Here is a 12,734-nt window from a genome sequence, read left to right as displayed (position 1 = left end):
CGATCAGATTCCTTGTTCGCTGAGCCACAGGTTCAAGGCGGCCAGTTGCCAGAGCTTGGAGCCGCGCAGCGGCGTCAACTGACCATGGGGATCGCTGAGCAGGCGGTCGAGGGCGGCGGGGTTGAACAGGCCGCGGTCCTGGCTGGGATCGAGCAGCAGTTCACGCACCCAGTCCAGGGTTGCGCCCTGCAGGTGCTTGAGGCCCGGCACCGGGAAGTAGCCCTTTTTGCGGTCGATGACTTCGCTGGGGATGACCAGCCGCGCGGCTTCCTTGAGCACCTGCTTGCCGCCGTCGGGCAGCTTGAAGCGTGCCGGAATCCGCGCCGAGAGTTCGACCAGGCGGTAGTCGAGGAACGGCGTGCGCGCCTCCAGGCCCCAGGCCATGGTCATGTTGTCGACCCGTTTGACCGGGTCGTCGACCAGCATCACCGTGCTGTCCAGGCGCAGGGCTTTATCCACCGCATCGCTGGCCCCGGGCTGGGCGAAGTGCTGGCGGACGAAGTCGCCGGCAGCGTCGTGATCGAGCAGCCAGGACGGCTGCACGGTGGCGGCGTAGTCGTCGTAGCTGCGGTCGAAGAAGGCCTCGCGATAGGCCGCGAACGGATCGCGTGCGCCGTCGACCTGCGGGTACCAGTGATAACCGGCGAACAGCTCGTCGGCGCCCTGGCCGCTTTGCACCACTTTGCAGTGCTTGGCCACCTCCCGCGATAGCAGGTAGAAGGCAATGCAGTCGTGGCTGACCATCGGCTCGCTCATGGCGCGGAAAGCTGCCGGCAATTGCTCGATGACCTCCCGCTCGTCGATGCGCAACTGATGATGACGGGTGCCGTAATGGCGGGCGATCAGGTCGGAGTACTGGAACTCGTCGCCGCGTTCGCCGCCGGCATCCTCGAAGCCGATGGAGAAGGTCGACAGGTCGTCGACGCCGACCTCGCGCAGCAGGCCGACCAGCAGGCTCGAATCGACACCGCCGGAGAGCAGCACGCCGACATCCACGGCGGCGCGCTGACGAATCGCCACCGCCTCGCGGGTGCTGTCGAGTACACGATCGTGCCAGTCCTCCAGGCTCAGGTCCTGTTCATCGGTGCGCGGGCCGTAATGCAGTTGCCACCAGACCTGCTGCTCGCAGCGGCCCTGGGCGTCAATGCGCATCCAGCTGGCCGGTGGCAGTTTCTCGACATTGGCCAGCAGGGTGCGCGGCGCCGGCACCACGGCGTGGAAGTTCAGGTAGTGGTTGAGCGCCAGCGGGTCGAGCACCGGGTTGATGTCGCCGCCTTTGAGCAGCGCTGGCAGGCTTGAGGCAAAGCGCAGGCGTTCGCCGGTGCGCGACAGGTACAGGGGTTTGACCCCGAGGCGGTCGCGGGCGAGGAACAGTTGCTGGCTGTCGCGCTCCCAGATCGCCAGGGCAAACATGCCGTTCAGGCGCGGCAGCAGGTCGGCGCCCCAGGCGTGATAACCCTTGAGCAGCACTTCGGTATCACCGTCCGAATAGAAGGCATAACCGAGGCTTTCCAGCTCGCTGCGCAGCTCGGGGAAGTTATAGATGGCACCGTTGAAGGCCAGCGCCAGGCCCAACGGATTATCGACCATGGGCTGGGCCGAGCCGTCGGACAGATCCATGATTTTCAATCGGCGATGGCCGAGGGCAATCGGCCCCTGGCTATAAAAGCCCCAGGCGTCGGGGCCGCGAGGTGCCAGGTGATGGGTGATCCGCTCGACTGCGGCGAGGTCCGCCGGGCGTGGTGGGTGGGCAACAGGGGTGAAACGAAACTCTCCAGCTAATCCGCACATAAGTCCTTACCGGTTTTGCCGTTGGGGAAAGTGCCCGAACCGCGGGCACATGGAAACTGACCGGTGCGGATAGCGAGAGTTTTAGATCAATCGGTTATAAGCTGTAGCTGCAAGCGCCAAGCTTCAAGCTGCAAGAGGGCGCCGGGTCAATCAGCTTTTAGTGTGTGGCTTGCCGCTTGCCGCTGCTTTTTTCCCCCTGATCAACTCCCGCAACATGAAGCGATTCGGGTGGCAGGCTTCGGCCACCGCGCGGGGCACTGGCAGGGGTGCGTTGTCGGCCCAGGCGGCGATCAATTCGCCTGAAAGCGGCGCGGTGATCAGCCCGCGCGAACCATGGCCGCTGTTGATGAACAGGCCTTCGAGCCAGGGGCAGGGGGTGGCGGGAATTTGCCGGGCATCCCGGGCCAATACCGCGTAGTCCTGGTTGAACTGCGCCTGGTCAGCCAGCGGGCCGACAATCGGCAAGTAGTCTGGGCTGGTGCAGCGAAAGGCGGCGCGCCCTTGCAGGGCATGCGGGTCGAGGCTGTGGGCACCCAGGCGTTCGGCCAGGTCGCTGGAGATCTCTTCGAGCAAGCCGAGGTTGCCGACGTGCTCGCCGGTGGTGGGCGTGAGGTCGGTGTTGTGGAAGTCGAAGCTGGCGCCGAGGGTGTGTTCACCGTTGCGTGGCGGTGCTACATAGCCGTCGGCGCAGACCACTGTGGCCAGCGCCTGGCTTTGCCCAGTGACCCGCAGGCGGGTGATCTGCCCGCGAATGCGCTTGAGCGGCAGGCCGGCGCAAGGCTCGAAACGCTGGATTTCGGCGGCTGTAGCCAGTATCACCAGCGGCGCGCTGGCCAGCAGTTTGTCGCTTTCCCAGGCCTGCCACTGGCCATCGACCTTGCGCAGTTGCAGCACTTGATGATGGGGCAGCAAGGTGATGTTCGGGTGTTGCAGTTGCGCCTGGCACAGCGCCGGCGGATGCACCCAGCCGCCTTCGGGGTAGAACAGCCCGCCACTGCCCAGGGCAACCCCGGCCAGTTGTTCAGCCTGCTCACGGTTCAGGCGTTGCAGCAATTGCGGATCGAAAGCCTCGGCCAGTTGTTGCTGGCGTTGGTCTTCCTTGGCGTCGAAGGCCAGTTGCAGTACCCCGCAGCCATCCCAATCCTGCCCGCGCTGCAGGCGTTCGAGCAGTCGCCGGGTGTAGCCGAAACCGCTGAGGATCAAGCGCGACAACGCCGTGCCGTGAGCGGACAACTTGAGGTACAGCACCCCTTGCGGGTTACCCGAGGCTTCTGCTGCCGGCGTTGCATGGCGTTCCAGCACCTTCACCTGCCAACCGCGGGCAGCAAGGCTGGCGGCGCTGGCGCAACCGGCAAGGCCGGCGCCGATCACCAGCGCCTGGCGCGGCCCGGGCACTGCGGGCGGGCGGGCAAACCACGGCGCGCTGGCGGGCGGCAGCGGTTGTTCGGCCGGCCAACCGTTGAAGGTGCCGCGCAGGATCTCCCACTTCTTGCCGATGCCAGGAATGCGCTTCATGGTAAAGCCCACGGCAATCAGGCCGCGGCGTACCCAGCCGGTACTGGTGAAGGTGCCGAGGGTGGCGGTGGGCGATGACAGCCGGCCGATCTGGGCGAACAATTCCGGGGTCCACATTTCCGGATTCTTGGCCGGGGCAAAACCGTCGAGAAACCAGGCGTCGACTTCGGCATCGAGCTGCGGCAATTGCTCCAGCACATCACCGATCATCAAGGTCAGGCGCACCCGGCCCTGTTCGAACTCGAACGGCTGGAAGCCTTCGTGCACCGCCACGTATTGGGCCAGCAACTGGCTGCTGAACGGCGCCAGCGCCGGCCACAGGGCCAGGGCGCGGCTGAGGTCGGCACGGGTCAGGGGGTATTTTTCGACGCTGATGAAATGCAGCCGCGCATCGGCCGGGGCGCACTCGGCAAACAGCTGCCAGGCGCAGAAGAAATTCAAGCCGGTGCCGAAGCCGGTTTCGCCGATCACCAGGCACTGGCCCGGCCCCAGCGCGCTGAAACGCTGGCGCAGATCGTTCTGGTCGATGAACACATGACGGGTTTCCTCCAGGCTCTGCTCCTTGGAGAAATAGATGTCGTCGTATTGGCGCGAGTGCGGTCGGCCCTGGTCATCCCAGTCGATCTGGGCGTATTGGGTTACTTCGGTCATGTTCGGCTCAGCATTGGCAAGAGGGCCATTTTAGCTGATCGGCGCCAGGCTGTTTGACCTGTGGCAGGCTTTGTTTTGTGCCGACAAAGGTTTCGACAATCCGCTAGTCTTGCTTATCCAAGTAGGGAGCCTGGTATGTTCGAATCCGCTGAAATTGGTCACGCCATCGACAAAGACACCTATGAAGCCGAGGTCCCGGCGCTGCGTGAAGCGCTGCTCGAGGCCCAGTTCGAACTCAAGCAGCAGGCGCGGTTCCCGGTGATCGTGCTGATCAACGGCATCGAAGGCGCGGGCAAGGGCGAGACGGTCAAGCTGCTCAATGAATGGATGGACCCGCGCCTGATCGAGGTGCGCACTTTCGACCAGCAGACCGACGAAGAACTCGCTCGCCCCCCCGCCTGGCGTTACTGGCGGGCGCTGCCGGCCAAGGGGCGGATGGGCGTGTTTTTCGGCAACTGGTACAGCCAGATGCTTCAGGGCCGGGTGCACGGCCAGTTCAAGGATGCCGTGCTCGACCAGGCTATCCGCGGCGCCGAGCGCCTGGAGGAGATGCTCTGCGATGAAGGTGCGCTGATCTTCAAGTTCTGGTTCCACCTGTCAAAGAAGCAGATGAAAGCCCGGCTCAAGGCGCTCCAAGACGACCCGCTGCACAGCTGGCGGATCAGCCCGCTGGACTGGCAACAGTCGGAAACCTACGACCGTTTCGTGCGTTTTGGTGAGCGGGTGCTGCGGCAAACCAGCCGGGACTACGCGCCCTGGCATGTGATCGAAGGCGTCGATCCGCATTACCGCAGCCTGGCCGTGGGCAAGATTCTGCTGGAAGGGCTGCAGACCGCGCTCAAGGTCAATCATGCGCCGATTCACCAGGCCAACATCGCCCCGCTGGGCGAAAGCATCGACCAGCGCAGCTTGCTCGGCAGCCTCGACCTGAGTCTGCGTCTGGACAAGAACGACTACCAGGAACAACTGATTACCGAACAGGCACGCCTGGCCGGCTTGTTGCGTGACAAGCGCATGCGCCGGCATGCCTTGATTGCCGTGTTTGAGGGCAACGACGCGGCGGGCAAGGGCGGCGCCATTCGCCGGGTGGCGGCAGCGCTCGACCCACGCCAGTACCGCATCGTGCCGGTTGCCGCGCCCACCGACGAGGAGCGTGCGCAGCCGTACCTGTGGCGCTTCTGGCGGCATATTCCGGCGCGTGGCAAGTTCACCGTGTTCGACCGTTCCTGGTACGGCCGGGTGCTGGTCGAGCGGGTCGAAGGCTTTTGCAGCCAGGCCGACTGGATGCGCGCCTATGGCGAGATCAACGACTTTGAAGAACAGCTGAGCAACGCGGGTGTGGTGGTGGTGAAGTTCTGGTTGTCGATTGACGAGCAGACCCAGCTCGAACGCTTCCAGGAGCGCGAGCAGATCCCGTTCAAGCGCTTCAAGATCACCGAAGAAGACTGGCGCAACCGCGACAAGTGGGGGCAGTACGCGGAGGCGGTGGGCGACATGGTCGACCGGACCAGCACCGAGATCGCGCCCTGGACCCTGGTCGAAGCCAATGACAAGCGCTGGGCGCGGGTCAAGGTGTTGCGCACTATCAATGAGGCGCTGGAGGCGGCGTTCAAGAAGCACAAGAAATAGGACCTCATCGCTGGCAAGCCAGCTCCCACAGAAATGGTGCAAAGCTGGCCTTGTGGGAGCCGGCCTTGCCGGCGATGGGGCGCGTGCGGCCCCAGCAGGAACTCAGGGAATGAAGTACTGAATTCTTTTCCGCAATCGCGCCTGTCTCCCCATCAGCCCACCCCGTAGAATCCGGTTTCCCCCCACCAAAGGGCTATCGAGGCTGGTTATGCATATTTCTTCCGGACGCTGGGTCTACGGTCTGTCCTTGTCACTGTTGACCGCCGTGCTCTGGGGCATCCTGCCGATCAAGCTCAAACAGGTGCTGCAGGTGATGGACCCGATCACCGTGACCTGGTTTCGCCTGCTGGTTTCCGGTGGTCTGCTGCTGGCCTGGCTGGCGGCGAGCAAGCGCCTGCCGTCGTTCAAAACCCTCGGGCGCAAGGGCTGGGGATTGGTATTGCTGGCCACCTGCGGCCTGGTCGGCAACTACGTCCTCTACCTGGTCGGGCTCAAGCTTCTCAGCCCCGGGACTGCGCAACTGGTGGTGCAGATGGGCCCGGTGCTGTTGCTGGTGGCCAGTGTGTTCCTGTTCAAGGAACGCTTCAGCCTGGGGCAGGGCATGGGCCTGGTGATCCTGCTGATGGGCTTCGGCCTGTTCTTCAATCAGCGCCTGGATGAGTTGCTCACCTCCCTGAGCGTCTACACCACCGGCGTGCTGACCATCCTGCTGGCGACCACCATCTGGGTGTTTTATGCGCTGAGCCAGAAGCAGCTATTGACGGTGTGGAATTCGGTGCAGGTGATGATGGTGATCTACCTGTTTTGCGCGGCGTTGCTGACGCCCTGGGTGCATCCGTCCGAGGCGCTGAAACTGAGCCCGCTGCAAGGCTGGCTGCTGCTCGCCTGCTGCCTGAACACCCTGGTGGCCTATGGCGCTTTTGCCGAAGCCCTGGCGCACTGGGAAGCCTCCAAGGTCAGTGCGACCTTGGCGATCACTCCGCTGATTACCTTTGTCGCGGTGGCCCTGGCAGCCTGGTTCTGGCCTGACTACGTGCACGCCGAGCAGATCAACACCCTGGGTTATATCGGTGCGCTGGTGGTGGTGCTGGGCTCGGTACTGACCGCCCTGGGCCCGTCGATCATGGCCGGCTGGCGGGCCAGGCGCGTACGCCTGGCCCGGTGACTCAGCCTTTGCCGCCCGGTTCGAGCATTTTTTCCGGGCGCACCCACTGGTCGAACTGCTCGTTGGTCAGGTAGCCCAGGGTCAGCGCCGCCTCGCGCAGGGTGGTGCCTTCGCTGTAGGCCTTCTTGGCGATTTCGGCGGCCTTGTCGTAGCCGATGTGCGGGTTGAGTGCGGTCACCAGCATCAGCCCGCGCTCCAGGTGCGCGGCCATCTGTTCGGGGTCCGGTTCGATGCCGGCAATGCAGTGCTGCTGGAAGTTACTGCAACCGTCAGCCAGCAGTTCGATGGACTGCAGCAGGTTGTGGATGATCACCGGCTTGAACACGTTCAATTGCAAGTGCCCCTGGCTTGCGGCAAAGCCGATCGCAGTGTCGTTGCCCAGCACCTGGCAGGCCAGCATCGACAGGGCCTCGCACTGGGTCGGGTTGACCTTGCCGGGCATGATCGAGCTGCCCGGCTCGTTGGCCGGCAGGCGTACTTCGGCAATGCCGCCGCGTGGCCCGGAGCCGAGCAGGCGCAGGTCGTTGGCCAGTTTCATCAGGGCCACGGCCAGGGTTTTCAGGCCGCCGGCGAGGGTGGTCAGCGGCTCATGGCCGGCGAGGGCTGCGAACTTGTTCGGCGCGGTAATAAAAGGCAGGCCGGAAAGGGCGGCAAGCTCTGCGGCGATGGCTTCGGCAAAACCGTGCGGGGCGTTCAACCCGGTGCCCACGGCGGTGCCGCCCTGGGCCAGCTCGCACACCGCCGGCAAGGCCGAGCGAATGGCGCGCTGGGCGTAGTCGAGCTGGGCGACATAAGCCGAGAGTTCCTGGCCGAAGGTGATCGGCGTGGCATCCATCATATGGGTGCGGCCGGTTTTCACCAGGTGTTGATGGCGCACTGCCAATTCGGCCAGCCCCGAAGACAGCTCGATGATCGCCGGCAGCAGCTTGTGCTGTACCGCCTGGGCAGCCGCGATGTGCATGGCGGTGGGGAAGCAGTCGTTGGAGCTCTGCGAGCGGTTGACGTGATCGTTGGGGTGCACTGGCGCTTTGCCGCCACGGCCCTTGCCGGCCAGTTCGTTGGCCCGACCGGCGATCACTTCGTTGACGTTCATGTTGCTTTGAGTGCCACTGCCGGTCTGCCAGACGACGAGTGGAAACTGGTCGTCCAGTTGCCCGTCGAGCACTTCGTCGGCGGCCTGTTCGATCAGTCGGGCGATATCCGCCGGAAGGTCTCCGTTGCGGTTGTTGACCCGGGCTGCGGCTTTTTTGATCAGTGCCAGGGCATGCAAAACCGCCAGCGGCATGCGCTCCTTGCCGATGGTAAAGTTGATCAGCGAGCGTTGCGTCTGGGCACCCCAGTAGGCCTGGTCAGGAACTTCGACCTGCCCCAGGCTGTCAGTTTCGATACGGCTCATGCTGCGCTCACTCCCTTGTGGTCTGAATTCGCAGTTTAGGTCCTTATTTGGCGTAGCGGTTCCATCGCACGTCGCCCTACTTGAGCACTGTGCCACTGTCGGCGCAGAATGCTCTACTCTGGGGTACTACCTCCTCTGTCTATTGAAGGAATTCCGATGACCCGTCTTCGCGCCCTCTGCACTGCTGTAGCGCTGGTCTGCGCCAGCGGCCAGGTGCTTGCAGATACCGCCAGTCACAACGCCAGTGCTGAAAAATTCCTCATGATGGCGCATGCCGACAAGCTCGGTACTCCGGTCTACATGCAGGTGCAGCAGATGTTTGCCCAGCGTTTCGAACAAACCAAGGCCCCAGCCTCGAAGAAATCCGTGCTCGACAGCTACCAGGCCAAGGCCAATGCCGCCCTGGACCAGGCCATCGGCTGGAACAAGCTCAAGCCGGACATGGTCAAGCTCTACACCAGCACTTTCACCGAAAGCGAACTGAAGGACCTGGTAGCCTTCTACCAGTCGCCACTGGGCAAGAAAGTCCTGGAAAAGATGCCGCAAGTGACCCAGCAATCGGCCCAGCTGACCCAGCAGAAACTGGAAAGCGCGGTACCGGTGGTCAACAAGCTGCTGGCTGACATGACCAAGGAACTCGACCCGAACGCCGGCAAGGCCGCGCCGGCCAAGAAGTAACGAGCGGAGCCTGACATGACCATGCAGCAACAGATCGAGCAAAGCCTGCAAGCGCTGGCACCTCAGCACCTGCAGGTGCTCGACGAAAGCCACATGCACAGCCGCGGTCAGCAGACCCACTACAAGGCCGTGCTGGTGAGCGAGCAGTTCGAGGGGCTGAACAGCGTCAAGCGCCACCAGAAAGTCTACGCCACCCTTGGCGACTTGATGGGCCAGTTCCATGCCCTGGCGCTGCACACCTACACGCCGCAGGAATGGCAAAAAGTAGGGGTCGCTCCGGCGTCGCCTACCTGTGTCGGTGGCAGCAAGCACTGATTTCCTCGCCAGGTTTTTGCTAGAATAAAAAACGCGCCGCTCGTCGGCGCGTTTTTTTTGTTATCCGGTCCGCCCTTTGCGAGGGTGACCACCTGGAGATTTACTGCATGTCCCAAGCTATCGTCGTCGCGGCGTTGTACAAGTTCGTCACCCTGAAAGATTACGTCGAGCTGCGCGAACCGCTGCTCGAGGCCATGGAAAAGAATGGCGTCAAAGGCACCCTGCTGTTGGCCGAAGAAGGCATCAACGGCACCGTGTCGGCTTCCCGTGAAGGTATCGACGGCCTGCTGGCCTGGTTGCGCAGCGATGCGCGCCTGGTCGATATCGACCATAAAGAATCCTACTGCGACGAACAGCCGTTCTACCGCACCAAGGTCAAGCTCAAGAAAGAGATCGTCACCCTTGGCGTGCCGGGCGTGGACCCGAACCACAAGGTCGGCACCTACGTCGAACCCCAGGACTGGAACGCGCTGATCAGCGATCCTGAAGTGCTGCTGATCGACACCCGCAACGACTACGAAGTGGCGATCGGTACCTTCGAGGGTGCGATCGACCCGAAGACCACCACCTTCCGCGAGTTCCCCGAGTACATCAAGGCCAATTTCGACCCGGCCAAACACAAGAAAGTGGCGATGTTCTGCACCGGCGGCATCCGTTGCGAGAAAGCCTCCAGCTATATGCTCGGCGAGGGTTTTGAAGAGGTCTATCATCTTAAGGGCGGGATCCTCAAATACCTCGAAGAGGTGCCACAGGATGAAAGCCGCTGGCAGGGCGACTGCTTCGTGTTCGACAACCGGGTCACCGTGCGTCACGACCTGACCGAGGGCGATTACGACCAGTGCCATGCCTGCCGCACCCCGATCAGTGTGGAAGAACGTGCGTCCGAGCACTATTCGCCAGGCATCAGCTGTCCGCATTGCTGGGACAGCCTGAGCGAAAAGACCCGTCGCAGCGCCATTGACCGGCAGAAGCAGATCGAGCTGGCCAAGGCACGCAATCAGCCTCACCCGATCGGTCATAACTACCGCAAAGCTGCCGAGGCCTGATTGATGTCCGCACGCCTGCTCTATGTGATGGACCCGATGTGTTCCTGGTGCTGGGGCTTTGCTCCCGTCGCCGAGGCCCTGATCGCCCAGGCTCAGGCTGCGGGCGTGCCGACCCAGGTGGTGCTTGGCGGCCTGCGTTCCGGCAGCCGGGCGCTGGATGCCTCGACGCGCGGTTACATCCTCGATCATTGGCAGGCGGTGCACGACGCCACCGGGCAGGACTTTCAGTTCGAAGGTGCGCTGCCAGACGGTTTTGTCTACGACACCGAGCCTGCCTGCCGGGCCCTGGTCACCGCGCGCAGCCTTGACCCGCAGCGTGTCGGCTCTTTGCTCAAGCTGATCCAGCAAGCCTTCTACCAGCGTGGCGAAGATGTTACTCGCGCGCCGATGCTGGTGGAGCTCGCCGAGCAGGCCGGTTACGACCGCACAGCCTTTGCCGACGCCTTTACCAGCGCCGAACAACGCTCGGCCACGGCGGCAGACTTCACCTGGGTCCAGGACCTGGGCATCGCCGGTTTCCCGACCCTGCTGGCCGAGCGCAATGGCCAGCTGGCCTTGCTGACCAACGGCTACCAGACCCTCGAATCCCTCGAACCGCTGCTCGGCCGCTGGCTGAAGCAGGCCGCCTGTGCTTGACCTGCCGGGTTCACCCGACCCGGTACCAGGGCCAGGCCCTGTGCATGCTGATCGCTTGAGCTGGGCAGAAATCCGCCGCCTGGCCTTGCGTCATAAAAAAGCCCTGTGGATCGCCAATGGCGTGGCCGTGCTGGCGGCATTGTGCAGTGTGCCGATCCCCTTGCTGTTGCCGTTGCTGGTCGACGAAGTGCTACTCGGCCATGGCGATGCCGCACTGAAGTGGATGAACCAGTTCCTGCCCGGTAACTGGCAGGTTGCTGCTGGCTACATCGGCCTGATGCTGCTGTTCACCCTGACCCTGCGCTGCGCCGCCCTGGCCTTCAACGTGGTGCAGGCCAAGCTGTTCGCGGGCCTGGCCAAGGACATCGTCTACCGCTTGCGCATTCGCCTGATCGAGCGCCTCAAGCGCATCTCCCTCAGCGAGTACGAGAGCCTCGGTAGCGGTACCGTGACCACCCACCTGGTCACCGACCTGGACACCCTCGACAAGTTTGTCGGCGAAACCCTCAGCCGCTTTCTGGTGGCCATGCTGACCCTGACCGGTACCGCGGCCATCCTGATGTGGATGCACTGGAAGCTGGCGCTGCTGATTCTGCTGTTCAACCCGTTGGTGATCTTCGCCACGGTGCAATTGGGCAAGCGGGTCAAGCACCTGAAGAAGCTGGAGAACGACAGCACCTCGCGCTTCACCCAGGCGCTGACCGAAACCCTCGATGCCATCCAGGAAATCCGCGCCAGTAACCGCCAGGGCTATTTCCTCGGTCGCCTCGGCCTGCGCGCCCAGGAGGTGCGTAACTACGCCGTCGCCTCGCAATGGAAAAGCGATGCCAGCGGGCGTGCCAGTGGCTTGCTGTTCCAGTTCGGTATCGATATTTTCCGCGCGGCGGCGATGCTCACGGTGCTGTTCTCCGATTTGTCGATCGGGCAGATGCTGGCGGTGTTCAGCTACCTGTGGTTCATGATCGGCCCGGTCGAGCAACTGCTGAACCTGCAATACGCCTATTACGCCGCCGGCGGCGCCTTGAGCCGGCTCAACGAGCTGCTGGCGCGTGCCGACGAGCCGCAGTATCCCGGCGGCATCGACCCGTTCAAGGGCCGCGACACCGTCGGCATCGAAGTGCAGGGTTTGCGCTTTGCCTACAACGACGAGCCGGTGCTCGATCAGCTCAACCTGTCGATCGCCCCGGGCGAGAAGGTCGCCATCGTCGGCGCCAGCGGCGGCGGCAAGAGCACCCTGGTGCAACTGCTGCTGGGCTTGTACAGCGCCCAGGCCGGGACCATCCGCTTTGGTGGCTCGACCCTGCAGGAAATCGGCCTGGAAACCCTGCGCGAGCATGTCGCGGTCGTGCTGCAGCACCCGTCACTGTTCAACGACACGGTGCGCGCCAACCTGACCATGGGCCGCGACTGCAGCGATGATGCCTGCTGGCAGGCGCTGAACATCGCCCAGCTCGACGCCACCATCGCTGCCTTGCCGCAAGGCCTGGACAGCGTGGTTGGCCGCTCCGGGGTGCGTTTGTCCGGTGGCCAGCGCCAGCGCCTGGCGATTGCGCGGATGGTCCTGGCCGAACCCAAGGTGGTGATCCTCGACGAGGCCACCTCGGCGCTGGACGCGGCCACCGAATACAACCTGCATCAGGCCCTGACCCGCTTTCTCAGCGCCCGTACCACCCTGATCATTGCCCATCGCCTATCTGCAGTGAAGCAGGCCGACCGGGTGCTGGTGTTCGACGGCGGCCATGTCGCCGAGGACGGCGATCACCAGCAACTGATCGCCGATGGTGGCTTGTACGCCAAGCTGTACGGCCATTTGCAACAGAGTTAGGGCAAATTGGTGTGCAAGTGAGAAAAGCTCTGCAGTATTAATGGCAAATAGCCTAGGCTGTGCTTTGGTAGGTGGGATTCATCCGGC

Annotated in this window: 10 protein-coding genes; 7 read left to right on the top strand and 3 right to left on the bottom strand. The window is 63.4% G+C overall.

Features of this window, described 5'->3' with window-relative positions:
- Positions 1–3: 3 nt before the first annotated feature.
- Both LOY45_RS19685 and mnmC read right to left on the bottom strand, forming a co-directional pair.
- Positions 4–1,791: an N-acetylglutaminylglutamine amidotransferase gene (locus tag LOY45_RS19685; protein WP_258578228.1), complete on the bottom strand. Its 1,788-nt coding sequence runs from the start codon at positions 1,789–1,791 to the stop codon at positions 4–6.
- Positions 1,792–1,941: 150 nt separating this feature from the next.
- Positions 1,942–3,957 (bottom strand): bifunctional tRNA (5-methylaminomethyl-2-thiouridine)(34)-methyltransferase MnmC2/FAD-dependent 5-carboxymethylaminomethyl-2-thiouridine(34) oxidoreductase MnmC1, encoded by a 2,016-nt coding sequence (gene mnmC / locus LOY45_RS19680; RefSeq protein WP_258578227.1) that lies wholly within the window; start codon positions 3,955–3,957, stop codon positions 1,942–1,944.
- Positions 3,958–4,092: 135 nt separating this feature from the next.
- On the opposite strand from mnmC, the gene pap reads away from it, so the two are divergent.
- Both pap and LOY45_RS19670 read left to right on the top strand, forming a co-directional pair.
- Positions 4,093–5,586, top strand: a complete 1,494-nt coding sequence (gene pap / locus LOY45_RS19675; RefSeq protein ID WP_115085810.1) for a polyphosphate:AMP phosphotransferase — start codon at positions 4,093–4,095, stop codon at positions 5,584–5,586.
- Between the two features lie 208 nt (positions 5,587–5,794).
- Positions 5,795–6,751 carry a DMT family transporter gene (locus LOY45_RS19670; RefSeq protein ID WP_258578226.1) on the top strand — a complete coding sequence of 319 codons (957 nt, stop codon included), beginning with the start codon at positions 5,795–5,797 and terminating at the stop codon, positions 6,749–6,751.
- A gap of 1 nt (position 6,752) precedes the next feature.
- Here the strand turns inward: LOY45_RS19670 and LOY45_RS19665 are convergent, their stop codons facing one another.
- Positions 6,753–8,147 carry a class II fumarate hydratase gene (locus tag LOY45_RS19665; protein ID WP_258578225.1) on the bottom strand — a complete coding sequence of 465 codons (1,395 nt, stop codon included), beginning with the start codon at positions 8,145–8,147 and terminating at the stop codon, positions 6,753–6,755.
- Between the two features lie 156 nt (positions 8,148–8,303).
- Between LOY45_RS19665 and LOY45_RS19660 the strand changes: the two genes are divergently transcribed.
- The 5 genes from LOY45_RS19660 to LOY45_RS19640 all read left to right on the top strand — a co-directional run bounded on the left by LOY45_RS19660 (position 8,304) and on the right by LOY45_RS19640 (position 12,647).
- Entirely contained in the window at positions 8,304–8,825 is a 522-nt protein-coding gene (locus tag LOY45_RS19660) for a DUF2059 domain-containing protein (RefSeq protein ID WP_038994023.1), read from the top strand.
- Between the two features lie 15 nt (positions 8,826–8,840).
- Positions 8,841–9,140 carry a BolA family protein gene (locus tag LOY45_RS19655; RefSeq protein ID WP_258578224.1) on the top strand — a complete coding sequence of 100 codons (300 nt, stop codon included), beginning with the start codon at positions 8,841–8,843 and terminating at the stop codon, positions 9,138–9,140.
- A gap of 107 nt (positions 9,141–9,247) precedes the next feature.
- A complete protein-coding gene (trhO, locus tag LOY45_RS19650; RefSeq protein ID WP_115085814.1) occupies positions 9,248–10,186 on the top strand; it encodes an oxygen-dependent tRNA uridine(34) hydroxylase TrhO in 939 nt (312 codons plus the stop codon).
- Positions 10,187–10,189: 3 nt separating this feature from the next.
- Positions 10,190–10,822, top strand: coding sequence for a DsbA family protein (locus tag LOY45_RS19645; RefSeq protein ID WP_258578223.1), 633 nt, complete (start codon positions 10,190–10,192; stop codon positions 10,820–10,822).
- Positions 10,815–12,647, top strand: a complete 1,833-nt coding sequence (locus LOY45_RS19640; RefSeq protein ID WP_115085816.1) for an ABC transporter ATP-binding protein — start codon at positions 10,815–10,817, stop codon at positions 12,645–12,647. Before LOY45_RS19645 ends, LOY45_RS19640 begins: the two co-directional genes overlap by 8 nt.
- Positions 12,648–12,734 lie beyond the last annotated feature (87 nt).

This window comes from Pseudomonas wadenswilerensis, assembly GCF_024749185.1.
Classification (GTDB): domain Bacteria; phylum Pseudomonadota; class Gammaproteobacteria; order Pseudomonadales; family Pseudomonadaceae; genus Aquipseudomonas; species Aquipseudomonas wadenswilerensis.
The sequence above is the reverse complement of the archived record's forward strand: the minus strand, read 5'-3'. Positions and strand labels throughout refer to the sequence as shown.

What these genes read in the sequence shown, in the direction of transcription:
- pap (WP_115085810.1), top strand. Translation starts at nt 4,093, where the DNA reads ATGTTCGAATCCGCTGAAATTGGTCACGCCATCGACAAAGACACCTAT.
- LOY45_RS19645 (WP_258578223.1), top strand. Translation starts at nt 10,190, where the DNA reads ATGTCCGCACGCCTGCTCTATGTGATGGACCCGATGTGTTCCTGGTGC.
- trhO (WP_115085814.1), top strand. Translation starts at nt 9,248, where the DNA reads ATGTCCCAAGCTATCGTCGTCGCGGCGTTGTACAAGTTCGTCACCCTG.
- LOY45_RS19670 (WP_258578226.1), top strand. Translation starts at nt 5,795, where the DNA reads ATGCATATTTCTTCCGGACGCTGGGTCTACGGTCTGTCCTTGTCACTG.
- LOY45_RS19685 (WP_258578228.1), bottom strand. Translation starts at nt 1,791, where the DNA reads ATGTGCGGATTAGCTGGAGAGTTTCGTTTCACCCCTGTTGCCCACCCA.
- LOY45_RS19660 (WP_038994023.1), top strand. Translation starts at nt 8,304, where the DNA reads ATGACCCGTCTTCGCGCCCTCTGCACTGCTGTAGCGCTGGTCTGCGCC.
- LOY45_RS19655 (WP_258578224.1), top strand. Translation starts at nt 8,841, where the DNA reads ATGACCATGCAGCAACAGATCGAGCAAAGCCTGCAAGCGCTGGCACCT.
- mnmC (WP_258578227.1), bottom strand. Translation starts at nt 3,957, where the DNA reads ATGACCGAAGTAACCCAATACGCCCAGATCGACTGGGATGACCAGGGC.
- LOY45_RS19665 (WP_258578225.1), bottom strand. Translation starts at nt 8,147, where the DNA reads ATGAGCCGTATCGAAACTGACAGCCTGGGGCAGGTCGAAGTTCCTGAC.